This window comes from Bacillus sp. SRB_8, from assembly GCF_003264205.1.
GTDB classification, from domain to species: Bacteria; Bacillota; Bacilli; order Bacillales; family Bacillaceae_G; genus Bacillus_A; species Bacillus_A mycoides.
On the sequence record NZ_NADT01000008.1, the window covers coordinates 345932 to 371878 of the forward strand.

Here is a 25947-nt window from a genome sequence, read left to right on the forward strand (position 1 = left end):
AACAATAGAACCATTTGGTAAAAACTTTTCTTTAGATAATTGCGTAATTCCCCATCTTTCCTTTATCTAAATGTAATTCTATATTCATGATGTTGCTTCTCCCTTTTCTTTTCCATAGTCTTTACTGACTATAGGAGAACCGCGATTATATACTTAATATTCAATACAGACTCTTTAAAAGGTTTCATGTGTTCTACCCCCATCTTCTATATGCTTCCTTAAATAATAATACCTATGGAGTTCCATAATGAAATGAAACAAAATAAACGAAAGCATTGAGTATACACACATTAATACAATTGCTACCATCTTTTGTGTTGCAAAACCAAGACTGATATTAGCAACGAGTTGACCCAACCCTATAAAAGCCACTACTCCGAAACCAGAGTTTTTTTTCGATGACTTTGATTTTTTGATTGGTTCCTGAAGTTTTTTTATATGATTTTTATAATAATAATTCAAAGCAAAAATATACAAACCCACTGAAAAAATAAAATAGATTGAAGTTTGTAATCCTAACATTCCATATGCAAACTTTTGGGTTATAACTAATAATCCTACTGAACATACGATGCCAAATACCCCACGAAATAGAGTGTATTGTAATTGCCGCTTCCTAGGATTTATAACAATCCATATTGCCCATAAATTTAAAAAAGCAACTGGTGGAACTATTATGTACATATATATCGGTTGAACAGGATTCGCAAAAGCAGGCAAAAGCACAAATATATCTGTTATCCCAATCACAAGAGTAATTATAGTCGATCTTATATCATTTACAGCGTAAAGAGCCATATAATATTCAAAAGCTTTCTTATTAAAATCTGTATTTTTTTTCATGTTAATTAAACCACCCCGCTACTGTTGACCAAGCTTTTTTCGCACCCGTTTTCACCATATCCTTAATACTATCACCATCACCATCTAAATCAACATCCCATTTTACACCTTCTGTGAAATATTATTCCCTTCTCGAAAAGAAGATCAACCCATTAATAAGATCTAGGCTTATCAAAAATTTCAAAAAGCCAAAGATTTTGCTGGTATCGAATCTATTGGGACTCACACTATGCGCAAAACCTTCGGCTATTGGTTCTATAAACAAACTAAAGATGTTGCTATGTTGCAAGAGATATTAAACCACAGCACACCAAAGATTACACTCAAATATATTGGAATCAATAAAGAAGAAAAAGATAATATTCTTGATACATTTCAAATTTAATTTACTTAAAATTACTATTTCAACTGTCATAAAAAATAGTGGAAATTTATAAAGAAAGACCTTTTATTTTAAATTAAAAGGTCTCTTCTACAAACATATATATTAAGATTTATATTTTTTTACTGTACAAGGGATAGTTACGATGTACAAATCTATAGCATAGATTGTAACCCAAATACCTTTCCCTTCAGCTTCTAACTTTTTATTTAGTTGAGATAAATGCTCTGAAATTTTTCTTTTCCCCCATCTTCTAGGAAACCATTGAAAAACCTTAGGAACATTATGTTTCTTATTATACCGAGCATTCAATCTCCAGAAAGTGAAAAAAAACAAAGCAATAATTATGATACAAAAAATATCAAAATATGAAATTCCTAAAATCATATTATATTTTCTCCATTTCCACTAAAACTCAGATAATTTACTTCTTAATTCTAATTCACCCTCTGTTTCAAAACCCTTAAATAATAAATGAGCAATTTGATTATGATTAAAAAATACATTATATTCTTTTGATAAATTACCATGAGGATATGGACAAGAAACATAATCCCATAATTTATTATCATCTTGTTGTTGCTTTCTACCATAAATCATAAGGAGTTGATTAATTTCTTCTACAAGAACTACAGAACCAATTGGTAATAATTCGCTTCCTATTGGTAATTTTGGTATATTTATATTTTCCATACAAAACTCCTCCTAAATAAACTAATTACTACTTTAAAAATAAAGATGTGATTTTATAAAAAATAAAAAAGCTAGCGGCATCACTATGCCAAAAATTAGAGATAATATCATTTTCTCTTTAAAAGTAGCATCTGCTCCAAGCCAAACGGCTAATAAACTAGAAGGAACAGCAATAAAAACAAAAATAATTAAAATCTTTTTAAACACTTGCAATGAAAACAAAAAAACTTCCCCCTCATAAATATAACATTCTAACTCTTTTCTACTTTTCTACTCCAAATTTTATTCCTAAACCAACAGGTCCAAGACCAACACTTAATTCATTTTTTAATCCAACTTTTGCCTCTCCACCTATACTACCATAAGCTACATCTCCGCCAACAACTAGTTTCCAATCATCAATAAAAGGTAACGGTATTTTAACTTCTCCCTCAACCTTAGCTAAATCAGCCTTTGCACTAAAACCACGGTAACCATCTTTAGCGAAGATACCAGCTTCAGCATCTCCCAGTTTAATATGTAATTTCCCATAATCATGATCTACACCAATATCATTAAAAGTACCAGCAATCTTTGCCTCTCCACCAATTTTATCAAAAGATGTTAAATCACCAAAAAAGGTATTTATATTTTTGGGTAATTGTATATCAGTTTCATACTTTAAAACTTGAGCGAAAGCACTACTTTTTTTATCTGGATCCCCAACTACTGCACCAGATTCTTTAAATTTAAAATGATCATTTGAATCAACTTTTGTATTACTCATACTATTCAACTTAGTAGAAAAATAATTATTATCCACTTTTTCAGAATCCTTATTCAACCTTTCATGCTTTGTTCCTTCTTTAATCAAATTATCAACTTTACGAGCTTTATCTTCTGTAATCTTATGAATAGACGACGTCCACTCCATATTTATCCCTTGTGTACTAAATGTACCACTTACAGGACTAAATCCTTTTCCACTTTGAACTTCAGCAAGACCAATAGCAATGCTAGTTGCTAATTGAATTGCTGTACTATAATTATTACTAGAGGTCTGATTGAATTGATACAAATGATCTAGCTTTTCTTGTAGTTTTTGCCTCATAACAATAAAAAGATTTACCATGGCATCCATACCCGGCATTGGCATAGCTTGATTGACAGCTTCCATACTTGTTTTCATTCGGTCAATTTCTCGAATTTGTTCTAACACTTCTTGTTCAATAACATCAGTTGAAGCTACCTGTGATTGAAATTGACTTGGAAAGGCATTATTCTGACGGATTAGTTCTTCACATAAGTAAATAATTCCTTGCGCTAGAGGACGAAAAGTTTGTACAAAAAATGATTTTGCACTGCTATACGTTTGCCCTTGTAACACAGTATCAACTGCAAAAGCGTCAATCGACTGAATGGCTTGTTCCATACCTTGAATGGTAGCCGTACATACAGCATTCATGCTTTGAGTTTGGCTTTGTACTTCTCCGAAATACATATTTAAACTCATGCATTGACCTCCCTTGCTAATTTTTGTTGTTGATAGGAAAGGTCGTTTTCTAAATCACTAAGGTCTCGTCTTTCTTTAAGCAACGTTTCTTTTTTGTTTTCCAATTCAAATGTGACTTTTCTTTCAACATGTTGTGCATCTTGATATGTATTCATAAGAAACTGAGACATTTCTCTATCACCATGCCAAGTTCCTAAAATTCGATCAAACAAACGATGGCTTCGACCTCTCCATTCATAAAAATCCGCTTCCGCTTGCTCCTGAATGTGAATCGCGGATTGATTTCGGTCTTGTTCTTCAAATACACTTCTTAACTTTTGATTTACTTGATTAATTTGTTTTTCAATATCTTGACTCATCTTTTTCCTCCTACTATTTTACTTTACGTAGGTTGTCACATTAGCGAAAAATATTTTGAAGTTCGTTATCCATTCTCTCAAATTCATTAGATACCGAATGAATATTATCAACCGCTTGTTGAAAGGCAGCGGAAAATTGTTTCGTCAAGTCTAAAACTTGCTGATTCGCTTCTTGTGCTTTGAAGTTAACAGATAATGTTGTACGCGTCGCCTTTGTTATAGAACGACTTGTTGCACTTTGAATCCTATCAGAGGCTGATCCCATTTTCGTAGCAATTTGCGTTGCTTTTTGTAAATTACTTTGAAATTGTCCCATTCTTTTAAATCCTTTCTATAAGTTTTCCAAATGCATTAAAGAAATCTCATTTCTAATCATTAAATATTCTACTTCTTCTCGCTTTAATTGTTTCTAAAATATAGAAAAGAATCCCTAGATCAAATATCCTTTCAGCGTTAGAGATATTATTTCCGAATGTAATAATAGGTGCATTTAATCCAAATCTTTCATTCCATAGCAGCAAATGTTTCGTCGATGTGAGAAAGAGCATACACAGCACCCTCAACACTATCTATTGGATGTAAAATTGTGTTTAATATTCCTTTAGGTTCATCTAACACCGCTTCATTTTCCCCTTTTTTGTAGTTATGATATTGCCCGATAATAGGAGTATTTTCTATCTGGCGAATAAATTTTTCGTACAACTGATCCATCGCTTCTACGTTATTTTCAACAGTATCTTTAAGTTTATCAAACAACGTTTCTTCTATGTTCTTCGTTTACCTGAACTCGATTTTCTTTATCTAAAAAAGCATAATTCATTAATATACAATTTAAAAACCTCTACTTATATGTAGAGGTTTTTGTATGACGAAAAAACACGTAGTTCCATTGTTATTTTACAAACTCCAAATTCTTCCTCATCTTAAAGTGGAACAAATTTATTACTTAGAGTGTCTAATAAGTGTATTTCTAATATTAGTTGTCCAGATTGGATACAACATATCCCGTTTGACATCTATTTTTATGTATTACAAAAAAAAAGAAAGGACTTATTATTCCCAAAAGTAAAAAATATGTATTGTAATACTACGGTTAAGTATTACAAGTTTAATACTTTCACAGGTGAACCATTACAAGTAGCAACAAAAAAGAAACACCCCAAACCGTGATTTATCAATCATATAAACGTTTTGGATGTCCTTTAACCTGTGAAATTTTAGCTGCAGTAGTATTGTTACCCTATGCCATCTTTAATTGCATTGGTATTTAGAATACCTAGACAAAATCCATATATTCTTGAAAGAGGTTGAAAATTTATGTTCGTTTTAAACAAGTTCTTTAACATTTTACATTACAAAAAGATTGTGCCTGTAGTATTACTTTCATGTGTATCACTTATAGGCTGTTCCAATAGTAACACTCAATCTGAACCACCTAAACAAACTAATCAAGCTAATCAAATTAAACAAGAAAATACAGGTAATCAATCTTTCGCTAAACTTGAAAAAGAATATGATGCTAAGCTTGGTATTTATGCACTGGACACAGGTACGAATCAAACTGTTGCTTATCATTCAGATGATCGTTTTGCATTTGCATCTACATCTAAATCATTAGCTGTGGGCGCTCTTTTACGCAAGAACTCATTAGAAGCTCTTGATCAAAGGATTACGTATACTCATGAAGATCTTTCTAATTATAATCCAATTACTGAAAAGCATGTTGATACAGGAATGACGTTAAAAGAACTTGCAGATGCTTCTGTTCGATATAGTGACAGCACAGCACATAATTTGATTCTTAAACATTTAGGAGGGCCCTCTGAATTTGAAAAAATCTTGAGAGAAATGGGAGATACTGTTACTACTTCAGAACGATTTGAACCTGAATTAAATGAAGTGCATCCAGGAGAAACACATGATACCAGTACACCAGAAGCGATAGCTAAGACACTTCAATCATTTACATTAGGAACTGCACTTCCAATAGAAAAACGTGAACTATTAGTAGATTGGATGAAGAGAAATACAACTGGAGATAAATTGATTCGTGCGGGCGTACCAAAAGGATGGGAAGTAGCTGATAAAACAGGCGCGGGATCTTACGGAACAAGAAATGATATCGCAATTATTTGGCCACCAAATAAAAAGCCGATTGTTCTTGCTATACTTTCTAATCATGATAAAGAGGATGCTAAATACGATGATAAACTTATTGCAGACGCAACCAAAGTCGTGTTAAATACCTTAAAAGCTACGGAATAAAGGATAATAGGTTAAAAGTTTTCTATTTTAGGCAGGTGTTTTCATTAACTAAAAATTTAATAGTGTCCCAAAAACGAAATGTGGTGCTAACTTGTAATAAAAAGCTCATTTTTACGTTCTGGGGTGGTTCTATTTTCTTAAGGTGATGGCGATTTGGTGCTACCCCTAAAACATCTGGACTGTAATAGCCAATAAAAAAATGCAAACAAAACGTCCCTTAATCAGTCGTTTTGTTTGCATTTCCTTTTTCTAAAACCACAGAAAAGATAAGTACTATAGTTAACAACATAATAAACCTTACTTCACTTCCATCACTTACAAAAAATGAATACAAAGTATACATTAAAATAAATATTCCATAAATAATTTTGTTCAATGTACTCCCTCCTTTTTGCCTTATATATTTTAGTATAAAAGTTTGATTCAAGCCCTATATCCAAATGAAAATCACCTGTTATATACACAAAGTACTCTTCTCTTGTTAATTTATCTATTTTCACTATATTTATCTATTTTCTTTTTATAACTCAAACTTCTTCGAATCGTACTTTTCTAGAGTTTGCTGCAATTCATTTTGTTCATATGGAATATGTTGATCTGTCTGTACATCTTCAACATTTTCTCCACCTATTAATAATTTCCTGTACTTAAAAAAGTGCCCTGTTAATACTGTTGTAATCATTTTGTATTGCCCTCCTTTTGTTTGATTACTTGTATCATAAAACAAGTATCTGAAGTTGATATGTAGTTTATCTAGAGTGTATGTAAATTTAAAAAATCTCTAATAAAATGTTTATGTTGTAACGTTACCACCAAAACTAGTGCTTCCAACACCATGATTTGAAGAGACAGTAACCCATATTCTAGCTTGAATTCCCGCTACAGTTCTATATTGAGTAAAACCAGTTGATTCCTATAATATAAAAAGAGCACCACTTTTGGATGCTCTTCGTTATAACTATATATTATTTAATTTCCTTGTTTTGTTGGTACCATTTTTCCTTCTTGAGAACCTGTACCTTCTGTTCTTTCAACAGTTTTTGCTTCTCCTTTAGGAGTTGCTGGCACTGCATCTTTAGGTAAATCAAAGTTTTGTGAGAAAGACGTTGTTCCATCTGCACTCTGTGTAATTACTTGATTTGAACTATTTTCATTTGACTTTAAATTGTCCATTTTCGCATCATCTGCACCTACTGCACCTCCCGCTACCAATCCTGTGCTTAAAAGTGCTCCTGCTAATAATGTTTTAATCATTTTTCATTACCTCCTGTTTATTTGTAATATTCATCAAAAAAGTATCTAGAGTTAATGTTTTAGTCATTATCTTTATCTACTTGCTTTTTGATTACATTTAGCATAAGACAAGAATCTATAGTTGATATGGACTGTATCTGGAGATTATGTAAAGAAAAATAGATGGTCAATTGTATATCTTAATGGATGCTTAGACAAGATTGAAACTTTATATGAGTTTGAACAATTGAGTTCCCCTTTGTTTTTGGGTGTGAGGTTTTTAGCTGGAGTGAAGTGAGGGACTAACCTTTTCTAATTTGAAAGCAAACTTTTTATTATTAGTTCACATTCAAAACACTGTAAATAAAGATGTTAAAAATCCGTGAACAAAAAACAACATCTCATTGATGTCCAATCCATCCGTAGCAAAAAATAAATCGAAGATATGAAGTGGGCTCTTAAACGTCATTGCTCCAAACGAGATTATATTTTGTTCCTATCTACTCCCTCTCATAATTAAGTATGAGAATTATGCATTTTTAACCATTAAATTTTATAAAAAAATACTCTATGAATGATAATTCATAGAGTATAACATAACACACAATTATAAATATTTTTATTTACCTTCTATATTTTTAAGATAATTCGCTAAACGAATCTTGTCATTTTCATTATCGGGAGTAATACCAAGATATTTGTATTTCCATATTATCTCCCTTTCTGTAGGATTATGTTCAGGCGATAGCACATCTGTATAATCATATTCTATTTTGAATTTTCCTGAATCATGTAGAATTAATGTTAAGTTTGTCCATAATTCTTGTTCGTTTTTCTTAAATTCTTCACGTAATTTCTCTAATGCGTCGTATAGTTCGAATAATAAGTCATCATAAATTCCCTCATCTACACCATATACTTTTGGGATATTATTCGAATAAACAAATCCATCTTTTTTAGGGGAAGTAAAGAAGAAATACGCTTCTGTTGAATCTTCTGATAATTCAGCATATAGATAAATTTCGTTCCATTCCCCAGGTATAATTTCATCTATTTTTGTACCTATTTCTTGATAAATTATTTCCATTTTTTTAGTTTCCATACTTATCCTCCACATTGATTTTTCATCCTAATTTTTTTAATTTCTCCATTAATCTCATAAGCTATTTTAAATTGAGAAGGTCTTATACTATCATCCGAATATATAGGCTCTATTTTTACTTTTACCGTTTTTCCATCCGCTAAAGCTTGCGACCACTTTTGTTCAAGACTATACCATTTACCACCAGAACGATTTATTTGTGAATTCATTGCCACCAAATTATCAATATCACCTGATCCCTCAAACATACTTGCGATTAAATGCCCCCATCATCATCTTTTAATCTATCATTTCTTCCATTTGGTCCATTTTGCCCAGCTTTTCGTTGTGCATAAGGATTTCTTTTAGCATCCCCTATTTTTAATTCTCCTTCTACACTGGTAATTCGCCTCTCACTATCAGTTTTATAAGTATGACCTGATGGTGATGTATACTCTACATCTGGTGCAAGTACTTTTCTGCGTTTAACTCTTTCATAATGATCTCCATCAACTTAAAAATTTAATAGTGTCCTCAGAACGAAATTCTGTGTTAACTTGTAACAAAAAAAAGAGGAGCCATCTCCTCTTAATAAATAAACACTATTTAATTTGTTCCTTATACTCATGGTTAACAAGTACATACCATTTTCCTGTATCAAATTTTTCTTTATTAATCACGTAAACTTTATTTTCTCTCTTTACATCCCCTGGTTTTAATTCCTTAGTAATAGTAGAGGTCTCGCCTTTTTCAACCCCATAACTACTAGCTGCCCACACATCACTTTGGTAAGCATTATCATTTTCATCCACTAAATCCACTGATGGTAAAACGGCTAATTTCATCGGTTCGTTTGTGATGTTTTTCCCTTCTGCTTCTACAACAATAAAGACATGTCCATCTTCAGGTTTTTGGAATCCTATACTTTCTTTACCAACCTTATCTCTTTCTACAACTCTTTTTACAGTTACATCAAATTTAGGTGTATGAAAATCCTTGTTTACAGCATACTCTTTTTCTTTTATTTTTGATTTCTCTTTTGTTTTTTCTGTATTTTTCTGCTTTGTATTCTCTTTCGTTTTCGCCTCATCAGTTGTTTGCACTTTTTTTTCTTCTTGTTTAGAATTGGTTTCTTTAGATTCTGAAGAAGTTTTGTCGGATGTATTGCCGCAACCAGATAAATTGAATACTAAAGCGCCACCTAAAATACATGTAGTAAATTTTTTCAACATCTCTTTTTATCCCCCAATAACACGATATGTAAATTCCTTACTTATCATAGCAAAAAATACCATCTTAAATTGTTGTATTTTGTCGAATAATTAAGAATAATAAATCGTTTTTATTGCATATAAAAAACATGATCTTGATGTAGTACCAAGATCATGTTTTACGTTGATGTTATTTATAAAATACTTTATCCACATTATACTTCGCTTGAAATTCGTTAATCATATATGTTTCGTAAATTTCTCTTTCCATCGGATCTTCTACAATACATACATCAATACAATACACTTCATCACGATGATTTTTAATTGGTGATACATTATCTTCAAAATGTTTTTTAATACGTTGTCTTACTTTACGTGCTTTCCCAACAAAAAGAAGTTCGTCATTAAAATCATAGTTAAAAAATAAGGGGAATTATATGATAGGAGATGCAAATATAGACAGTCGCTGACCATTAGTCTACAACTAATCCTAATCCCACACCCCCACACAAAAGAAAAAAGCACCAGGTCCCCCCGATGCTTTCCCCCCTAAAACAAATGACAAGCCACCTCATGCCCCTTCGCAATCTCCACCATCTTCGGTACTTCCTGTGCGCATTTTTCAGTCGCAAATTTGCACCTTGTTCTGAATTTGCAGCCGGATGGTGAGTTGAGTGGGCTTGGTACTTCTCCCTCTAGGATGATCCGTTCTTTGCCTGTGTTTGTTGGATCTGGTTCTGGCATGGATGAGAGTAGTGCTTGTGTGTATGGATGTGCCGGTTTTGTGTATAGGTCTTCGCTGTCGGCAATTTCTACTATGTTTCCTAAGTACATGACTCCGATTCTATCTGATATGTGTCTTACCATGGATAGGTCATGTGCGATGAATAAGTATGTGACGCCTGTTTCTTCTTGGATGTCTTGCAGCATGTTTACGACTTGTGCTTGGACTGAGACATCAAGTGCTGAGATTGGTTCGTCACATAGGATGAAGTCTGGTTTTACAGATAGTGCACGCGCGATGCTGATGCGCTGTCTTTGTCCTCCGCTAAATTCGTGCGGATAGCGATATAGATGTTCTTCTTTTAGTCCTACTTTTTTGAGCAGGTCTAGAATGATTTCTTTTCTTTCTTCCGCCGTGTAAGAGCCATGAATGTTCATCGGTTCGCTAATAATTTGGAATACGTTCATTGTCGGGTTTAATGATGCGTATGGGTCTTGGAAAATGATTTGCATTCTTTTTCGATAATCTTTTAGTTCACTTTCTTTTAGATCTGCGATATCTTTTCCGTCGAATAGGATGTTACCTGAAGTGACGTCGTGTAAGCGAATGATACTTCTTCCTGTCGTTGATTTTCCGCAGCCTGATTCTCCTACTAATCCGAATGTTTCACCCTTTTTAATTGTGAAGCTTAGGTCATCGACTGCCCTTAATTGCTCTGTTTTTCTGCCGAATAGTCCTTTTTTAATAGGAAAATACTTTTTTAAGTTCCGAACTTCAATTAAGTTTTCTTCATGCATGGGAATCACCTACCGCCCTATCGTTTAACCAGCACATAGAGCGTCTTCCGTTTCCGATTTCAAAATATGGTGGACGTTCTTTTTCACAAATGTCCATTTTATGTGGGCAACGCTCTGCGAATGGGCAACCTTTTGGCGGATGTAGTAAGTTTGGTGTTACACCTTGAATTGGCGCTAGTCTCTCTTTTACCCCATTCGATATTTTCGGCAGCGAGTTTAATAGCCCTTTCGTATACGGATGGTTCGGCGATTGGAAAATATCAAGTACATGTCCTTCTTCCATAATAAGTCCGCCGTACATAACGATGACGCGTGTACAGTTTTGCGCAACAATTCCAAGATCATGCGTAATAAGAAGTAACGACATATTCGTTTCGTTTTTTAAGTTTTTCATTAAGTCTAGTATTTGTGCTTGTATCGTTACATCAAGCGCTGTCGTCGGTTCATCCGCAATGAGAAGGTCTGGATTACAAGACATTGCCATCGCGATCATAACCCGCTGCTTCATACCGCCGCTTAGTTCATGCGGATATTGTTTTACCCTTTCTTCCGGTGAAGAGAGACCGACTTGTTTTAACAAGTTGACCGCGATGTGCTCTGCTTCTTTCTTTTTCACTTTTTGATGACGTATAATTACTTCTGTCATTTGCTTCCCAATTTTCACAACTGGATTTAGCGCCGACATTGGATCTTGGGATATGAGTGAAATTTGATTTCCTCTAATAGAACGCAATTCTTTCTCCGATTTAGAAAGCACGTTTTCATTTTGAAAAAGAATCTCTCCTTCTTTCACTTTCCCCGGAGGCGCAACGAGGGCCATAACGGATTTCGCCATAACGCTCTTTCCGCTTCCCGATTCGCCAACAATCCCAACGACTTCACCCTTTTTCAAGCTAAATGAAACGCCGCGAACCGCTTCTACTTCGCCGTCTTCTATGAAAAAAGAAGTCTTTAAGTTTTTCACTTCTAATAGTTTTTCAGACACGCTTTTCACTCCCCCTCACTTAAAGCATTAGTTCTCATGATGAGCCCCTTTTGGCGCGAAAGCTTTTTTCAACGCTTCACCGATTACGTTAAAACTTAGTACTGTTAATAAAATAAGGAACCCTGGGAAGAGTGTTAAATACCAAGCTTCACCTATGTATCCTTGCGCATTATTTAGCATGCTGCCCCAAGAAGAATCTGGTTCTCTAATACCTAATCCTAAGAAGCTAAGTGATGATTCCATTAAAATCGATGTCGCAATTGTTAATGTCGCTGCGATTATAATGGTTGATAAAATGTTTGGAATGATGTGTCTTACAATAATCATCAATGATTTTTGTCCGGATACTTTTGCATATAAAACGTACTCACGCTCTTTTACAGATAACGTTTCTGCCCTTACGATACGCGCGGTATCCATCCACGTTAATAATCCGATAATAAGAACAAGCGTTGTAATTCCTGGTTTTAAATACGCATTTAATAACAGCATTAAAAAGAACGATGGAATCGACATAAGAACTTCAACAATTCGCATTAAGAAGTTGTCTAACTTTCCGCCAAAATATCCGCTAATTGTTCCTACTGCGGTCCCGATTGTAATGGAAACGACCATCGCTAGAAAACCAACCGCAAGGGAAACTCGTCCGCCATATAACGCTCTCGTTAAGTAATCCCTTCCGTAATCATCTGTGCCGAACGGATGACTCATACTCGGTTCTTGTAAACGATCTGGAATCGACATTTTACTAGGATCGTACGGTGATACGAATGCGAAAAGAGACGCGATTGTTAAAACACCCAGTATAATAACTCCCATTACTACAAACTTATTTTTTGTAAAACTATTTTTTATCGTTTGAAATCTCCTATTGTTCATTCCAAATCACCCCCTCATTCGAATGCGCGGATCTACAACGCCATATAAAATATCAGCAATTAAATTACCGAGAATTAACATGAACGATGATAATAATGTGATTGCCATAATAATTGGATAATCAAATCTAAAAATAGCATTTACCCCGAGTGAACCAAGTCCCGGCCATGAGAATACTGTTTCCGTAATAAAAGCTCCGCCTACTAAACTCGGAATAGATAATCCGAAAATTGTAATGATCGGTATTAATACGTTTCGAAGTACGTGATTAAATAAAACTGTTTTCTGTGAAGCACCGTACGCATATTGAATTTGTACGTAATCTTCTTCTAATTGCTGAATTGTACTTGAGCGAATATATCTCATATAGACAGAGATGTTTTGGAACGCTAGCACCATGCAAGGTAAAATACCGTGCTGGACAATATCCCAGAAGGAATCTTGACCGACTGTGCGCATACCCATACTCGGAAGCATGTTCAACTTTAAAGAGAATAAGTAGATTAATAGTAACGCGAACCAAAAAACTGGCATTGAGATTCCCACATAGGAGATGAAGTTCACAATGCGGTCAAAGAACGAGTTCTTTTTCACACCTGTAAATAATCCAAGCGGGATTGCGATTACAAATGAGACGAGTAAAGATGATCCCATTAACCCGATTGTTGCGGGTAATCTTTCTGTAATAAGTTCTAAAACAGGACGATGGTTTTGAAGTGAGTACCCAAAATTCCCTGTTAAAATATTTTTTAACCATAAAAAATATTGCACGTAAATCGGCTGATCTAGTCCTAAACTTTTGCGAATACGCTCGACATCTATTGGACTCATATTCGGCGTTACAAAGTTTCGAACGGGATCGCCCGGCGCTAGTTTTATTAATAGAAAAGAAATAATAGAAATAACAAATAAAAGCGGAATTGCATTTAAAAGCCTCTTTGCAATTACTTTATACACAAACTTCCCCCCTCAAGATAAAGTGAAACTTTAATCAGCCCTACTCCCGCCTAACTTCCTCGCATTCGCCAAGTTTTGAGGTGGGAGTCTTACTGCCCATTAAAGCGGGATAAAGAAGCTGATTTCCACCAGCTTCTTTACTGTTTCTTATTTCACTTCATAGATTTTCGATAGATCTTCAAACATTGTGACAGGAATTGCTTTTGCTTCTTTTAATCCATCAAACTTTTTATCTACTGCAATAACTGCTTTCGGATATGCGATTGGTAGATAAGGTAAGTCTTCTCTAGCTGTCTCTTGAATTTTATGGTATAGTTCTGCGCGTTTCGTTTTATCTGTTTCAACTGCAGCTTCTTCCCATAATTTATCGAAATCAGCGTTTTTATAACGTGCGTAATTGTATTCAGCATTACTTAAGAATAAGCTCTTATATGAATCTGGCTCTGGTCCCATTATGTAACCACCGAATGTAATGTCATATTCTTTATTTTCTTTATCTAAGCTCTTCTCACTTGCCGCACTAGCATCTAATGCATTCAGTTCAACTTCTAAGCCAACTTCTTGTAATTTTTGTTGTGTATAAAGCGCTAAGCTTTCCATAATTTTATTATTCGTTACATACATAACGCGTACTTTTTCTTTATCTTTCACGCCAGCTTTCGCTAATAAATCTTTCGCTTCTTTTTTATCATACTTATAATCTTTAATGTCTTTTGCATAATACATAGCGTCTGGCGTTAAGATTGAATTTGCTGGTTCTGCGAATTGACTAGAAACGAATGCTGAGTTAATCATTTCTTTCTTATCTAACGCATGCGCAATTGCTTGGCGCACTTCTTTTTTCTTCATAAGATCTGTATTTTGGTTATAAGATAAGTAGAATAATCTACCTTCAGGGAATGTCACCATTGAGAAGTTCCCAATGCTATCTAATTTCTTAAAGTCTTGCGGCTCAATCATCTTCATGTTGATTTGACCATTTTGTAGTGAAACATTTGCCGTATTACGGTCTTTTACAACACGATATACGATAGAGTCTAATTTAGCTTTACCACCGACATAATCATCGAAACGATCTAATGCAACGTACTCATCTGATTTATACTCTTTAAACTTAAATGGACCTGATCCTACAGGTTGTAAGTTTTTCTTACTCTTCACTAAATCTGCTTCACCTTCAAATACATGTTTCGGAATTGGGAAGAAATCGCTCATAACCCCTTCGAAAGATGCACTTACTTGTGGTAAAACGAATTGAGTCGTTAGCTCATCCACTTTTTTCACCTCAAGCGGCTTTCCTTTAAAAATAAAGTTTTCACGGCTTGAACTATTTTGCTTCTCATCTAAAATAGATTGGAATGTAAATACAATATCGTCTGATGTAATTTTCTTACCATCATGCCATTTCAAATTATCTTTTAGTTTTAAAGTCCATGTTAATTGATCCTCTGAAGGCGTAAAGCTCTCAGCAAGAACAAACTTTTTCTTACCGTCTTCCATATGATACAGCGGTGCATATAAAGCTTGCTGTATCGTTAACGACACACGATCATTCGCATAAAGCGGGTTCATCGTATCTGGATTATCACTAACACCAACTGTTAACGTTCCTCCATCTTTCGGAGTCCCTGATTTACTAGTTCCTGCTTGCTTCGAAGAATCTTTCTCCCCTGAGCAAGCCGCTAATGCAATAAGTAATAGTAGGACAAATGGTAATGCAAACAACTTCTTCTTCATATTTCGACCCCTCTCGACTATTTACACCTATAAGAAAACTCGGAATTAATACCGAGTTTTCTTATAGGTTTTAAATTACCACTACCCGTATGTATTGTCAAACTTTTTCGCAAAGATAGACAGTTTGAAATCTATTAACGAATTCTTGCGATAAACTATATTTATGCGGGGGGTAAAATAAAAAGACCACGAAACGGTAGCCTCTTAAAATGAGTTGAAAAACTAGCAGCCTACAGAAAGTTTCTCTGAAATGGTTGTTATATATAATTGAAAATGTAGAATGAGATTAAAGATAAAAAAACATTTTTAGGAGGTTATCATGACATTTGATGAATTGAAAAAAAACAAACCCACAACCCCATGGGTTGAGCATGATGAAGATGGGGAATTTTTCACTGAAGAAAATATAAGTGCAACAAATAAGGTTCTTGACACTTACATTAACCATCTAGAGCAATTAGGCGAGACTCCAACCGAAGTCGAAGTAATGCAAGTTGTTAAAGAGGTAGTTATTAAACTAAATGAACTAAATATCGAACATGACCATTTTATCGAAACAATGGAAAGAGAAGATCTCTATGAATTTATCGATACAGCAGCACGAATAGCTGGCTTAGAATCCGAAGAAGATATAACAGAAGAATGGCGGGAATGGTAAAAAAACCTGCATACTTGATATCTAAATTTACTCCTTCATAAAACTTTGTCCCTTATTCTCCAATTGGAAAATAAGGGACAAACAAAGCTAATCAAATACTGATATACATTAAAATCTCCATTCATTTCCCATTACTTTAAAATACAGTTTTTCAAACCCACTAAAATACTTACTATAAATACTTAACATTTCAATATATGTATGAACAACTTGACTTAAATCAAAATGAACACCATCTTTAGCTAAGTCATAGCTATCGTCTAGACTATACAATTCAAAGTATTCCGCCTCCCAATGCACCCCCCTGTTGACTAAAAGTCTAGTGGTGCATTTAATTGATTCTTCAATCGTCAGTTCATGTTTTTTTAGTTTTTCATGAATGACGGAAAGAGTTAACTTAACAGTGTATTCTTCATCAACTGTGCTACTAAACTCAAATAACTTCCCTTCAATATCATCTATCTTTGCTTTAGACATTAAGGATATCTCAATTATTTCATATGGCGGACTGTCACTTGCTTCAATCAATTTATCACACCATTGAATTACTTCAGCTTTACTCCACAACCCACAACAAAGCCCTAAGCCATAAATACGAGTTAATTTTCGAACTAAATCCAAGGTTTCTCACCTGCAATTTCTTATATGCATTTTTGTTTAATTTTAACAGAATATATGATACATCACATAATTTCTTTGCAAACACTACACATTACAATTGAGATGCATACGCGCATTATAAACAAAAAGACCACCAAAAGGCAGCCTCACAACTGAATCATAGTACCCATTCCATTCTCCACCGCTTTTTCATACAAATACTTCGCAACAATTATATCTACTACTGCTAAACCTACTGATTTGAAAATAGTAATCTCTTCATCATTCTCTCTACCAGCTTTTTCTCCGCTTATAATCTGACCAAGTTCGGCGTGGATGTCGCTCGCTTCAAATAATCCTTCTTTTATAGGAACTTGAAGGTCACCCGTTTCTTCGAGTGCTGCTTCTTTTGATTCGACTACCACTTTCGTTGCGTTAGCGATGGCGTGGGATGGTAGTTCTTGCATGCTCGGTCTAAATGAACCGACGGCGTTTATGTGGACGCCTTTTTGTAGTTTTTCTGAGAAGACTGGTGTGGATGCATTTGTTGTTGTGACGATGATGTCTGCTTCACTTATTGCTTCATTTGGATTTGTGTAAACGTACGCTGGTTTGTTAAATTTCTCTTGTATATATTGCGCGAATGTATAGGCTTTTTCTTCCGTTCGGTTGTATAAAATTACTTTTTCGATATCCCTAACCGCGAGTACAGCTTCTGCAATTCCTTTCGCTTGTTCACCGGTACCGATAATGCATAAGTTTTTTGCGTTATGACGAGCTAAATATTTTGTCGCTACTCCTGATAAGGCGCCTGTTCGAATCATCGTTAAGTACGATCCTTCTAAAAGTGAGAGCGGTTCTCCCGTTTGAAAGTCTGATAGCATAACGATCCCGTTTATCGTTTTCTTTCCTATCTTTTTATTATGCGGAGCTACCGTTACTACTTTTAAACCGAGCGCTTCGAGTCCTTCCGCTACTGAAGGCATAATTAATGCGGTATTTTGCTCGTTCGCAAATGGTAATGAGCCACGAATTGGTGTGAGCGTTCTTTCTGCTGAAAATTCTTTTAAAGCAAGCGCCGCGTATTCAATGACTTCCTTCATATTTACTAAGTTTCGTTGTTCGTTCGCGCTTATGACTAGCATATCTTTCCACCTCCTCCTATTATCCTAACAAAAATCCCCGATTCAAATCATCCCTCGGATCTACAACGAACTGATGAAATCCTGTAATAAATGCATTCCCCGTTACTTTCGGAACGACAGCTTCATATGTATCTACCGCTGTTACCGACAATACTTCTCCCTCAAATTGGCCGTCAGTAATGCATTCGTGGATGAACATCTCTCTTTTTTGTAAGGCATCTTTTTCAAAAAGAGTTGCGATTCTTGCGGATGTTCCTGTACCGCAAGGGGAACGGTCTACTTGCCCATCAGCAAAGATCGTTACATTTCGTAAAGTAGCGTCTTTTCCTTTCGGTTCATCTGAGAAAATAACTCCGTATATTCCTTTTAAATCTTCTTCAAGTGGATGTTTTACTTCCATTTGACTTTCAATGTAGTGTTTAATTTTACCGCCCCACGTTTGAATTGCAGCTAAATCTTTAAAATCGACTTTCAAACCAAACTCTTTACTATCCACTACAGCGTAGAATGCTCCGCCAAACGCGATATCTACTTGAAATTCATAGTCATCTATTTTGATAGGAACGTCTTTCTTGTATACGAACGAAGGAACGTTTTCAAATGATACTGACTCTACTTCGCTCCCGTTAAATGTTGCGTACGCAATAACTTCCCCAGCAGGGCTATCAATAATGAATTTTTGTTTTTCCCCTGTCACTTCAAACATACCTGTTTCAATTCCAACTGTAATAACAGCGATAATTCCGTGACCACACATCGTACTCCAGCCTTCATTGTGCATAAATAATACGCCAAAATCAGCATGAGGACTTGCGGGCGGAGTAATGATACAACCGTACATTCCGTGATGTCCTCTCGGTTCATACATAAGAACCTCACGAAGATGATCCAAATGTTCCATGCAGTATGCGCGTCTTTCTAATTGCGTTTCTCCTTTTATTTCTGCTACCCCGCCCGTAATGATTCGAAGTGGTTCCCCAGCTACGTGAGCATCAATTGTTGTGTATATTTTACTAACCTTCATTTCTATCTCTCCCCTATATGTTAATACTATTTTCATTGCAAGTATCATGCCAACGCATAGAGTATAAAGTGAAACTTTAATCAGTCGGAGGGTCTTCATCCCCCACTGATTATTAGCCCACACCAATCGGGCTTTTACGGGCAGTTAATGCGGGATAAATCTGTATACATTTTTTGAAAAATACATACTACTGTCTATTTTTTTATACAGTAGGTGATTATTAGCCCCAAAACAAAAAGATCCCCCGAAAACTCAGGGGGTGATTTAAACCATAACTTTGCCACTTAGATAAGGTTATGGTTCCCTTTAAAATAGCTTTGCGAAATTCGAGTTTAAAATCGAATTTATTCTTCACTCCCCAAGCTTTCCCACTCACTCAAATACATGACATCTTGTTTTACTTTTTTCTTTTCAGGAAGTAAACATAGAAATTCTAAAGAATTGCCGTCAGGATCGTAAAAATAAAGATTTGCACTAGGTGTCCAAGTTTGAACCATAGGCTCGGAAGGTTCAAGACCGAAAGCAGCCCTTGGGTTTATTCCTTTATTAAGAAGCCATTCTCTTGCATGAATGATTTCTTCATAGTTAACCTTGAATGCGAAGTGACTTGTATGGAATGCTTCTTCCGATACTTCCCAAATGCCCAGCATTTGTTCCTTCTTATTTTCTTTATCAAACCAAAAGAAAGCTACACGGCGTTCTTCAATAGTGCGAGCATGAAATAATCCCAGTTTAGTATAAAACTCTTTTGCCACTTCTAAATTTTTTGTTTTAACATGTGTTTCATATAAAGTACCTGGAAACAAAGCATATCCCTCCTTTATATTTTTAGAAATCCTTACTATAAAGCCTACTTTAATAAACTAGAAATAGAAGTGATATCGTATTTTCTTTAAATATTTTTCAATTTCGTAGCCCTAATGCTGAAGAAAAACCATCACTGATTAAAGTTTTACTTTATAAGAAGGGGTTCTTCAAATTCATGATTTACGGTAATATTATCGTTCAAAGTGAGGCGGATTTATGACTCAAATCACTCGGAGGACCCATTACCCATCAAACCCTAACCGCCACCACATCCGGCACTTGCCTTACAATTTCCTCACCAATCTTTATACTAGCCGTTGCGGCCGGGGATGGTGCGTTGCAAATATGCAGAGAATTTACACCAGGGATAATGCAGAAGTCATCAACCATATTTCCGTTTGATAAAATGGCTTGTGCCCTTACTCCTGCATGGGTTGGCACGATATCTTTCTCTGTAAGTTCTGGTATTAGGCGCTGCAAGCTTTTTAGGAATGATTGTTTACTAAATGAGCGTACCATTTCTTTTATGCCTTCTTTCATATTTGGCATCGCCATTTTCCAAAAGCCTGTGTATGTCATTGTTTCCATGAAGTCTTTAATATCAAAGTCCGTTTTCGTATAGCCTTCGCGTTTGAAGCTTAATACTGCATTTGGTCCTGCATGTACGTCTCCGTTTATCATTCTTGTGAAATGAACACCTAAAAACGGAAATTCAGGGTTTGGAACTGGGTAGATTAAATGTTTTACAAGATAGCGTTTTTCTGGGACAAGTTCATAATATTCACCACGAAACGGAACAATTTTCATATCCGTTAATATACCTGTCTTTTTCGCAATACGATCACTATGTAAGCCGGCGCAATTAATGAGAAATTTCGTTTTAAATACACCTTGATTTGTCTCAATTGTTACAGCGTCTTTCTTCTCAGTAATCCGCTCTGCGACTGTTCCTAAATGTACTTCTCCCCCGCTTTCTTGGATCAAACGGGCAAATGCATAACTTACGCCTTTATAATCAGCAATTCCGCAAGAAGGAACACGGATTGCCCCAAGTCCTTTTACATGCGGTTCAATTTCAGCTAATTCTTCCTTATCTATTTTTTCAATATGTAAATCGTTTTGTAAGCCTCTCTCATATAAGTTATGTAAAAGAGGAAGTTCGTCCTTTTCTGTAGCGACAATTACTTTTCCGCACATGTCATAAGCGATGTCATTTTCTTTACAAAATTGAACCATAGCTGCGTTTCCTTCTTTAGCAAACTTCGCTTTATAACTCCCTGGTTTATAATAAATTCCAGAGTGAATTACTCCGCTATTATGTCCAGTTTGATGATGTGCAAGTTCCTTTTCTTTTTCAATGATCGCGATTTTCGCACGAGGGAATTTTTTCGTTAAAGCCATTCCTGTTGAAAGCCCAACAATTCCTCCGCCAATAATTATAAAGTCATACATCCTACTTCCCCCTTAATATGATGAAAGGCAGGCCTTTTTTAAGACCCGCCGTACAAACTTATTTAGAAAAACAACCACGTTGACGCATTAGTTCTCTATATAAATCTTTATTTTTTTCAAATGCAGCTCTTCCGTGCATCCAAAATAAGTTATTTAAAAGAACTAAGTCACCAATTGGTAATTTCAATGCATGTGTTGCTGGTGAGTTTTCAACAGAATATGATAAGTCTTTCAAATAGTTTGCTTGTTCAATATTATCTGGATAAGCGAACTGATCAATAAAGCAAATACATGGTGCGTTATTCACATCAAAAAATGTTTCACGATAGACGATTTCTTGCGCATTTTTACTTGGTGGTGCTTTATACGTAACTTTAACAGATGCGAGCGAATGATTTCTAAATTTATGAAGGTCTTCCCAATCGTCTAAATGTAGTAAACGGGATTCCCCTCCTACTGCATTTTGCTCTTCAATTTTCATCATAAGAAGCCAATCTGTCGGCTCATCAACGAATGTACCGTCCGTATGCAGTGTAAACAATCGGTACGCTTGACGAAGGTAAGAATCACTACTATCCGTATCTTTCACATTAAATCTAGCATAGTACGTTCCTGTCATTGCATCAAAGTTTGGCTCCCCGATTAAATGTGTTAATGCTGTTGCAAATTTCACGTAGTCTGCTGGATCTGCCGTTTCACCTTGCACCCCAATTGTAAATCCGCCCGTTTCACGGTCATGAACAATGCCGCGAATGTTATCCATAAATGATTGCCCAAAAATCTTTCTCATTCCATCCGCAAGATTAAATCGAGAATAGGGAATGTATTGCAGTGACTGCTCTGAATGCTCTTTTACCTCTTCAAAAAACTGCTTAAGCAATTGCTGTTTTAGCGTAATATGATATAAACGTTTATGCTCTGGATGAGGAACAATTTCATACCCCTCATATTTCTTTGCAAATTTCATCTTCGTACTTTGTTCTGTAATAATCGACATTTCAATTCCTCCCTAATTTAAATATGAAGAACTTATTGACGTTTTTTACAGACAGTTATCCTTATCTTCTTATGCTGAGATTCGGTCTTACTGCCCTAACATCGAAAAAGCCAGTCATACGCATCCACGACATAAAATCGTAGAAACGTACAACTGGCTCATAATTACGAGTGTTCTTTAATCTCTTAAAGTACAATAATAATAGACAGTTTGTATGAAAATATTTGTAAAACAGGAAAGCAAGATCGAATATAGAGAAGGCTAATTTCTCGTATGGATCTTGTTAATTAAATAATAATTCAAAATTTTCTAACTGTCAATTCGTTTTTTTCTCTACATACTTTACACATTTCACAAATCCCCTTACTTTCCGCACATCCTCTTTTTTTCTTCTCTTGTTTCACAGCTTGAACTTCACTTAATTTTTTCATATTCCTTGCCTCCTCAATATAAAAAGCCAGTCGTATCCCGTTAACGGAAATACAACTGGCTCTTGTTTATGGTTATAAACTAGACAGTTTTTATGGTGTTGTTTCCTCGTACTCTCCTCTAGGCTGTTCATCATTTAAATAACTTACGTATTGGCGATGTAAATCTTTTACCGCACTGACGATAGCATTTTGCGCTTTTCCTTGATAATGGTCCGTAATATCTTGAACGATTTCCTCAATACCATCTTGCAAACTATGTCCTCTCAACATTTGAGCGACGAAGTCTCTACCATGCTCTGTCGCAAGCGTACATGACGCTTCAATAATGACATGATATTTATGATCTGCCTCAATTGTAATTGTTAATGTTTCATACATACTGCGAACAGCCATACCTTTCGGAAGTCTCGAATGTCCTGCCATAAAAAAAGTCCCTTTACGCATATTTCATCCTCCATTACTATGTTAAGAGCCAGAAAAACAATGTACACATTTGCATTGAAATTTACTACCCTTATCCTTATAGCTCGTACTTCTGCTAAAGAAGCTCAAGTGGAAAGAAGTTTACTCTCTTCATTTTCAAACATAAATCTGGGCTTACAGCGGGGCTAATCACTGTCATCCGATAATAAGTTAATCATAATAAAAATAAACTGAATATTCAATGTTTAATTCCGCGAATTTCATGAATAAAAAAAGAAAATTCTCTCGCCCCGGCACATATACTGTTCAAAAGAAAAAAGGAAGTGGTCTCATGTATTACGGAACGAAAGGCTGGTACGTAGCTGAGCTAAAAAAATTAGGTGTTCGCTATCATGAGGGACGAAAACTAGAAAGTTACCGCGCACACGTATTACGCAATTTATTAATCGCACAACAAGAGACAACGAAAGAAGAGTAATTTACTAACAAAACAACTCTCGAGATATATCGTCTATTCAACAAATCCCGTCAAACCTCCCATCTAAACTACCAACTAATCACACATTGATACAAACCAAAAAAAGGTCACCCACACAGGCATGCCCATCAACTTAAGAATTCAGAATCACCACAAAATGAAAAAATAAGCTTTTTTGTCACAAGTGTAGCTCTGTAAAAAAGATTGATTAAAAACATCAAACCTCTATAGATTTCTTAGAGGTTTGATGTTTTCTTGTTGGATATTTATGTTAATCTAACGATAAACATTGTGAAGAAATGTACTTCAACTAACGGGGCAGGTTAGTTGAAGATTGCTTTGACCTTTGTTCAACAATTGGGTCACTTAGTTGAAGATCTCATCAAATAAGTAATGATATTTAAAGGAATAATTCATTCTGATAAAGAACATTAAAAAACGTGATGATAAGGAGGCGATTGTATGGCAAATCATGTAGAAAATCTATATAACTATCATGTATGGGCAAATCAACGGATTATTGATCATCTTAAGACACTTTCTCCTGAGAAATATCAAAAGGAAATGAAAAGTGTCTTTTCTTCTGTTTCAAAGGTTTTATCTCATCTCTATTTGGTGGAATATGGATGGCTTCATACCCTTGAGGGTCAGAGTATGAATGAAGCAATGCAATCTTCATTTCAAATTCAAGAAAAGATTGAGAAACTGCCCATTGAAGACTTAGAAACGGAATTTCACACTTTAACATCCCGGTTTAAAACCTTTTTGAACAGACAGGAAGATATGGAAAAGAGAATAATGTTGGATAATCCATGGGCAGGATTAAGAGAAACAAGTATATCTGAAATGGTCTTACACGTTGTGAATCATGGAACCTATCATAGAGGGAATATTTCAGCTATGTTACATCAGTTGGATGATTCTTCAGTTATGACTGATTATGCTTTTTATTGGTATTCTTGAAACGTTATTCATTAAGGCTCAGTAAAATAATCAAACTTTTTTATAAAAATCTCATACTTAGCTAAAAAGGGTAACTCCATTTTGATCAATCTTTATTCAAAATGGAGTTTTTGTATTTGTTGTTAAATAAAAAAGGATAATCAGCCTCATAATGGACTAACTATCCTGTAATTTATTAATTTAATAAACGGGTGACCTGTCCTATTCACAAACAAGAATTTGTCTAGAAAATGATCCTTTTCTTGTGATACAGCGGTCTGTAATTTCAAATCCCGCTTCATGAATCATGTCGTCCATTGTTTCCATCGTGACAACGACTACTTTTTTTGCAATGCGGCGCGCACTTGAAAGAATTGAGAACTGGTCTTCTGGTGTTGCATGCGTAAATAAGTCGTACGGCATATCGATAATTGCAACGTCGTAGTTCTCAGTAATTTCCTCGATTGGACCTTTTGTTACTGTTCCTTCAAACCCAAAATGTGCGATGTTTTTCCTCGTTCCAAGAACCACAAGTGGATTTATATCTCTACCAACAATGTTAATTCCCATAGAAAGTGCTTCTACTACTACTGTTCCAATGCCGCAGCACGGATCAATAGCTCGTACTCCCTCTGGATTTGGTACAGCGATATTTGCAACTGATCTCGCAACACGCGTGCTAAGAGATGTCGAATAACTATGCGGTTTTTTTATGTGATGATACCAAACTGGCTCACTTTCTACATAGTGTCCGAAGTACCAGCGTCCTCCAAGAGGAACAATCCCGAATACACGCTCTGGATTACGAACATCCGCTTCTCCTTCAATATGCATACCGAGGTCGCGTTCAATGAGACGTCTTTCCCCATATTCAATTTTATTTTCTTTCCCAAGATCATTGATTTTAACGAAGATAACTTTAAATGACGCCCCCGCCAAATCAATTTGTTCTACTTGTTTTAAAATACTTTCTAAGTCGTCTCCTTCATACATAACCTCAACGCGCTCTTTCATAAACGCACTTCTACTCGGATCAATTTTGACATCACTTTTCAAAATATTAACGTGAGACTCCATTCCAAAGAACGAGCGCATTTCCAAGTAACATAAAGCACGCTCCTCCTCACGAAATGCATACGTATATATACATGCAGGTGTTTTACTATGATTACTCAATCTATTATCATCCTTTATCGTTTAAAATTGTTATGATCAAAATTACTCAAATACTTTTTCATATAAAATTAAATGATATCATATGCCCGAAATAAAGAGAAACCTTTATAATTTGTTTTATAAATAAAAAGAGACTGCCTATGGTATTATCCTGGTATTATCCCCTTTAGGTA

Annotated in this window: 28 protein-coding genes and 7 pseudogenes; 6 read left to right on the top strand and 29 right to left on the bottom strand. The window is 35.2% G+C overall.

Annotated features, from left to right (window positions below):
* Positions 1–174 precede the first annotated feature (174 nt).
* Entirely contained in the window at positions 175–843 is a 669-nt protein-coding gene (locus B5P40_RS08625) for a hypothetical protein (RefSeq protein ID WP_113709139.1), read from the bottom strand.
* A 121-nt stretch (positions 844–964) separates the two neighbouring features.
* Between B5P40_RS08625 and B5P40_RS08630 the strand changes: the two are divergent.
* Positions 965–1228, top strand: a pseudogene (locus B5P40_RS08630) (tyrosine-type recombinase/integrase); the annotation flags it as partial.
* A 102-nt stretch (positions 1229–1330) separates the two neighbouring features.
* On the opposite strand, the gene B5P40_RS08635 reads toward B5P40_RS08630, so the two are convergent.
* From B5P40_RS08635 to B5P40_RS08670, 7 genes and pseudogenes are all read right to left on the bottom strand, one after another.
* Positions 1331–1612 (bottom strand): hypothetical protein, encoded by a 282-nt coding sequence (locus B5P40_RS08635; protein WP_002125625.1) that lies wholly within the window; start codon positions 1610–1612, stop codon positions 1331–1333.
* Positions 1613–1633: 21 nt separating this feature from the next.
* Positions 1634–1918, bottom strand: a complete 285-nt coding sequence (locus B5P40_RS08640) for a DUF4176 domain-containing protein (RefSeq protein ID WP_002125622.1) — start codon at positions 1916–1918, stop codon at positions 1634–1636.
* A gap of 28 nt (positions 1919–1946) precedes the next feature.
* Positions 1947–2140 (bottom strand): annotated as a pseudogene (locus B5P40_RS08645) (hypothetical protein).
* 40 nt (positions 2141–2180) lie between these two features.
* Positions 2181–3410, bottom strand: a complete 1230-nt coding sequence (locus tag B5P40_RS08650; protein WP_113709141.1) for a T7SS effector LXG polymorphic toxin — start codon at positions 3408–3410, stop codon at positions 2181–2183.
* Positions 3407–3769, bottom strand: a complete 363-nt coding sequence (locus B5P40_RS08655) for a DUF3958 family protein (protein WP_002166286.1) — start codon at positions 3767–3769, stop codon at positions 3407–3409. Before B5P40_RS08655 ends, B5P40_RS08650 begins: the two co-directional genes overlap by 4 nt.
* Positions 3770–3809: 40 nt before the next feature.
* Positions 3810–4085 (bottom strand): TIGR04197 family type VII secretion effector, encoded by a 276-nt coding sequence (locus B5P40_RS08660; protein WP_000529658.1) that lies wholly within the window; start codon positions 4083–4085, stop codon positions 3810–3812.
* 191 nt (positions 4086–4276) lie between these two features.
* A pseudogene (locus tag B5P40_RS08670) lies at positions 4277–4546 on the bottom strand (hypothetical protein); the annotation flags it as partial.
* A 540-nt stretch (positions 4547–5086) separates the two neighbouring features.
* On the opposite strand from B5P40_RS08670, the gene blaIII reads away from it, so the two are divergent.
* Positions 5087–6034: a class A beta-lactamase BlaIII gene (gene blaIII / locus B5P40_RS08680; protein WP_113709144.1), complete on the top strand. Its 948-nt coding sequence runs from the start codon at positions 5087–5089 to the stop codon at positions 6032–6034.
* Positions 6035–6251: 217 nt separating this feature from the next.
* Here blaIII and B5P40_RS32720 read toward each other — a convergent pair whose 3' ends face one another.
* The 3 genes and pseudogenes from B5P40_RS32720 to B5P40_RS08685 all read right to left on the bottom strand — a co-directional run.
* Positions 6252–6410, bottom strand: a complete 159-nt coding sequence (locus B5P40_RS32720; protein WP_181462936.1) for a hypothetical protein — start codon at positions 6408–6410, stop codon at positions 6252–6254.
* A gap of 144 nt (positions 6411–6554) precedes the next feature.
* Positions 6555–6716, bottom strand: coding sequence for a hypothetical protein (locus tag B5P40_RS32725; protein WP_181462937.1), 162 nt, complete (start codon positions 6714–6716; stop codon positions 6555–6557).
* Positions 6717–7009: 293 nt separating this feature from the next.
* Positions 7010–7288, bottom strand: a pseudogene (locus B5P40_RS08685) (alpha-ketoglutarate permease); the annotation flags it as partial.
* A 361-nt stretch (positions 7289–7649) separates the two neighbouring features.
* Here B5P40_RS08685 and B5P40_RS08690 point away from each other — a divergent pair.
* A pseudogene (locus B5P40_RS08690) lies at positions 7650–7766 on the top strand (tyrosine-type recombinase/integrase); the annotation flags it as partial.
* A 120-nt stretch (positions 7767–7886) separates the two neighbouring features.
* On the opposite strand, the gene B5P40_RS08695 reads toward B5P40_RS08690, so the two are convergent.
* From B5P40_RS08695 to B5P40_RS08740, 9 genes and pseudogenes are all read right to left on the bottom strand, one after another.
* Entirely contained in the window at positions 7887–8369 is a 483-nt protein-coding gene (locus tag B5P40_RS08695; protein WP_113709146.1) for an antitoxin YezG family protein, read from the bottom strand.
* Positions 8370–8371: 2 nt separating this feature from the next.
* Positions 8372–8754 (bottom strand): annotated as a pseudogene (locus tag B5P40_RS34165) (DNA/RNA non-specific endonuclease).
* Positions 8755–8950: 196 nt separating this feature from the next.
* A complete protein-coding gene (locus tag B5P40_RS08710) occupies positions 8951–9580 on the bottom strand; it encodes a hypothetical protein (protein ID WP_113709148.1) in 630 nt (209 codons plus the stop codon).
* Positions 9581–9749: 169 nt separating this feature from the next.
* Positions 9750–9971 (bottom strand): annotated as a pseudogene (locus B5P40_RS08715) (nucleotide excision repair endonuclease); the annotation flags it as partial.
* 140 nt (positions 9972–10111) lie between these two features.
* A complete protein-coding gene (locus B5P40_RS08720; protein WP_113709149.1) occupies positions 10112–11083 on the bottom strand; it encodes an ABC transporter ATP-binding protein in 972 nt (323 codons plus the stop codon).
* The gene (locus B5P40_RS08725; protein ID WP_113709150.1) at positions 11076–12068 is read right to left on the bottom strand and encodes an ABC transporter ATP-binding protein; all 993 of its coding nucleotides are present in this window, start codon (positions 12066–12068) and stop codon (positions 11076–11078) included. The genes B5P40_RS08720 and B5P40_RS08725 overlap by 8 nt, the downstream gene beginning before the upstream one ends.
* Before the next feature lie 27 nt (positions 12069–12095).
* Positions 12096–12947, bottom strand: coding sequence for an ABC transporter permease (locus tag B5P40_RS08730; protein WP_002035185.1), 852 nt, complete (start codon positions 12945–12947; stop codon positions 12096–12098).
* A 6-nt stretch (positions 12948–12953) separates the two neighbouring features.
* A complete protein-coding gene (locus tag B5P40_RS08735; protein WP_002035186.1) occupies positions 12954–13904 on the bottom strand; it encodes an ABC transporter permease in 951 nt (316 codons plus the stop codon).
* Between the two features lie 147 nt (positions 13905–14051).
* A complete protein-coding gene (locus tag B5P40_RS08740) occupies positions 14052–15641 on the bottom strand; it encodes an ABC transporter substrate-binding protein (protein WP_113709151.1) in 1590 nt (529 codons plus the stop codon).
* Positions 15642–15960: 319 nt separating this feature from the next.
* Here B5P40_RS08740 and B5P40_RS08745 point away from each other — a divergent pair, with 319 nt between their 5' ends.
* Complete coding sequence (locus B5P40_RS08745) at positions 15961–16299, top strand: hypothetical protein (RefSeq protein WP_070146206.1); 339 nt, start codon at positions 15961–15963, stop codon at positions 16297–16299.
* A 108-nt stretch (positions 16300–16407) separates the two neighbouring features.
* On the opposite strand, the gene B5P40_RS08750 is transcribed toward B5P40_RS08745, so the two are convergent.
* The 8 genes from B5P40_RS08750 to B5P40_RS08780 all read right to left on the bottom strand — a co-directional run bounded on the left by B5P40_RS08750 (position 16408) and on the right by B5P40_RS08780 (position 23199).
* Positions 16408–16920 carry a protein kinase gene (locus B5P40_RS08750; RefSeq protein WP_113709152.1) on the bottom strand — a complete coding sequence of 171 codons (513 nt, stop codon included), beginning with the start codon at positions 16918–16920 and terminating at the stop codon, positions 16408–16410.
* 146 nt (positions 16921–17066) lie between these two features.
* Positions 17067–18044 (bottom strand): ornithine cyclodeaminase family protein, encoded by a 978-nt coding sequence (locus B5P40_RS08755; RefSeq protein ID WP_113709153.1) that lies wholly within the window; start codon positions 18042–18044, stop codon positions 17067–17069.
* Positions 18045–18063: 19 nt separating this feature from the next.
* Positions 18064–19116 carry a proline racemase family protein gene (locus B5P40_RS08760; RefSeq protein ID WP_002010887.1) on the bottom strand — a complete coding sequence of 351 codons (1053 nt, stop codon included), beginning with the start codon at positions 19114–19116 and terminating at the stop codon, positions 18064–18066.
* A 296-nt stretch (positions 19117–19412) separates the two neighbouring features.
* Complete coding sequence (locus B5P40_RS08765; protein WP_002010888.1) at positions 19413–19874, bottom strand: VOC family protein; 462 nt, start codon at positions 19872–19874, stop codon at positions 19413–19415.
* A 250-nt stretch (positions 19875–20124) separates the two neighbouring features.
* A complete protein-coding gene (gene lhgO, locus B5P40_RS08770; RefSeq protein WP_113709154.1) occupies positions 20125–21327 on the bottom strand; it encodes an L-2-hydroxyglutarate oxidase in 1203 nt (400 codons plus the stop codon).
* Between the two features lie 58 nt (positions 21328–21385).
* Entirely contained in the window at positions 21386–22324 is a 939-nt protein-coding gene (gene glaH / locus B5P40_RS08775) for a glutarate dioxygenase GlaH (protein WP_002125576.1), read from the bottom strand.
* Positions 22325–22623: 299 nt separating this feature from the next.
* Positions 22624–22755 carry a hypothetical protein gene (locus tag B5P40_RS33380; RefSeq protein WP_002125573.1) on the bottom strand — a complete coding sequence of 44 codons (132 nt, stop codon included), beginning with the start codon at positions 22753–22755 and terminating at the stop codon, positions 22624–22626.
* A 90-nt stretch (positions 22756–22845) separates the two neighbouring features.
* Positions 22846–23199 (bottom strand): DUF3870 domain-containing protein, encoded by a 354-nt coding sequence (locus tag B5P40_RS08780; protein ID WP_001225455.1) that lies wholly within the window; start codon positions 23197–23199, stop codon positions 22846–22848.
* Positions 23200–23440: 241 nt separating this feature from the next.
* Here B5P40_RS08780 and B5P40_RS08785 point away from each other — a divergent pair, with 241 nt between their 5' ends.
* Together B5P40_RS08785 and B5P40_RS08790 are read left to right on the top strand one after the other, a co-directional pair.
* The gene (locus tag B5P40_RS08785; protein ID WP_003187606.1) at positions 23441–23656 is read left to right on the top strand and encodes a YflJ family protein; all 216 of its coding nucleotides are present in this window, start codon (positions 23441–23443) and stop codon (positions 23654–23656) included.
* Positions 23657–24118: 462 nt separating this feature from the next.
* The gene (locus tag B5P40_RS08790; protein WP_113709155.1) at positions 24119–24619 is read left to right on the top strand and encodes a DinB family protein; all 501 of its coding nucleotides are present in this window, start codon (positions 24119–24121) and stop codon (positions 24617–24619) included.
* Between the two features lie 201 nt (positions 24620–24820).
* Here the strand turns inward: B5P40_RS08790 and B5P40_RS08795 are convergent, their stop codons facing one another.
* Positions 24821–25774 (bottom strand): TRM11 family SAM-dependent methyltransferase, encoded by a 954-nt coding sequence (locus B5P40_RS08795; RefSeq protein ID WP_012260407.1) that lies wholly within the window; start codon positions 25772–25774, stop codon positions 24821–24823.
* Positions 25775–25947 lie beyond the last annotated feature (173 nt).

What these genes read in the sequence shown, in the direction of transcription:
- B5P40_RS32725 (WP_181462937.1), bottom strand. Translation starts at nt 6,716, where the DNA reads ATGATTACAACAGTATTAACAGGGCACTTTTTTAAGTACAGGAAATTA.
- B5P40_RS08660 (WP_000529658.1), bottom strand. Translation starts at nt 4,085, where the DNA reads ATGGGACAATTTCAAAGTAATTTACAAAAAGCAACGCAAATTGCTACG.
- B5P40_RS08780 (WP_001225455.1), bottom strand. Translation starts at nt 23,199, where the DNA reads ATGCGTAAAGGGACTTTTTTTATGGCAGGACATTCGAGACTTCCGAAA.
- B5P40_RS08745 (WP_070146206.1), top strand. Translation starts at nt 15,961, where the DNA reads ATGACATTTGATGAATTGAAAAAAAACAAACCCACAACCCCATGGGTT.
- B5P40_RS08650 (WP_113709141.1), bottom strand. Translation starts at nt 3,410, where the DNA reads ATGAGTTTAAATATGTATTTCGGAGAAGTACAAAGCCAAACTCAAAGC.
- B5P40_RS08625 (WP_113709139.1), bottom strand. Translation starts at nt 843, where the DNA reads ATGAAAAAAAATACAGATTTTAATAAGAAAGCTTTTGAATATTATATG.
- B5P40_RS08720 (WP_113709149.1), bottom strand. Translation starts at nt 11,083, where the DNA reads ATGCATGAAGAAAACTTAATTGAAGTTCGGAACTTAAAAAAGTATTTT.
- B5P40_RS08740 (WP_113709151.1), bottom strand. Translation starts at nt 15,641, where the DNA reads ATGAAGAAGAAGTTGTTTGCATTACCATTTGTCCTACTATTACTTATT.
- B5P40_RS08785 (WP_003187606.1), top strand. Translation starts at nt 23,441, where the DNA reads ATGAATAAAAAAAGAAAATTCTCTCGCCCCGGCACATATACTGTTCAA.
- glaH (WP_002125576.1), bottom strand. Translation starts at nt 22,324, where the DNA reads ATGTCGATTATTACAGAACAAAGTACGAAGATGAAATTTGCAAAGAAA.
- B5P40_RS08730 (WP_002035185.1), bottom strand. Translation starts at nt 12,947, where the DNA reads ATGAACAATAGGAGATTTCAAACGATAAAAAATAGTTTTACAAAAAAT.
- B5P40_RS08640 (WP_002125622.1), bottom strand. Translation starts at nt 1,918, where the DNA reads ATGGAAAATATAAATATACCAAAATTACCAATAGGAAGCGAATTATTA.
- B5P40_RS08695 (WP_113709146.1), bottom strand. Translation starts at nt 8,369, where the DNA reads ATGGAAACTAAAAAAATGGAAATAATTTATCAAGAAATAGGTACAAAA.
- B5P40_RS08755 (WP_113709153.1), bottom strand. Translation starts at nt 18,044, where the DNA reads ATGCTAGTCATAAGCGCGAACGAACAACGAAACTTAGTAAATATGAAG.
- B5P40_RS33380 (WP_002125573.1), bottom strand. Translation starts at nt 22,755, where the DNA reads ATGAAAAAATTAAGTGAAGTTCAAGCTGTGAAACAAGAGAAGAAAAAA.
- B5P40_RS08655 (WP_002166286.1), bottom strand. Translation starts at nt 3,769, where the DNA reads ATGAGTCAAGATATTGAAAAACAAATTAATCAAGTAAATCAAAAGTTA.
- B5P40_RS08710 (WP_113709148.1), bottom strand. Translation starts at nt 9,580, where the DNA reads ATGTTGAAAAAATTTACTACATGTATTTTAGGTGGCGCTTTAGTATTC.
- B5P40_RS08760 (WP_002010887.1), bottom strand. Translation starts at nt 19,116, where the DNA reads ATGATACTTGCAATGAAAATAGTATTAACATATAGGGGAGAGATAGAA.
- lhgO (WP_113709154.1), bottom strand. Translation starts at nt 21,327, where the DNA reads ATGTATGACTTTATAATTATTGGCGGAGGAATTGTTGGGCTTTCAACA.
- blaIII (WP_113709144.1), top strand. Translation starts at nt 5,087, where the DNA reads ATGTTCGTTTTAAACAAGTTCTTTAACATTTTACATTACAAAAAGATT.
- B5P40_RS08635 (WP_002125625.1), bottom strand. Translation starts at nt 1,612, where the DNA reads ATGATTTTAGGAATTTCATATTTTGATATTTTTTGTATCATAATTATT.
- B5P40_RS08790 (WP_113709155.1), top strand. Translation starts at nt 24,119, where the DNA reads ATGGCAAATCATGTAGAAAATCTATATAACTATCATGTATGGGCAAAT.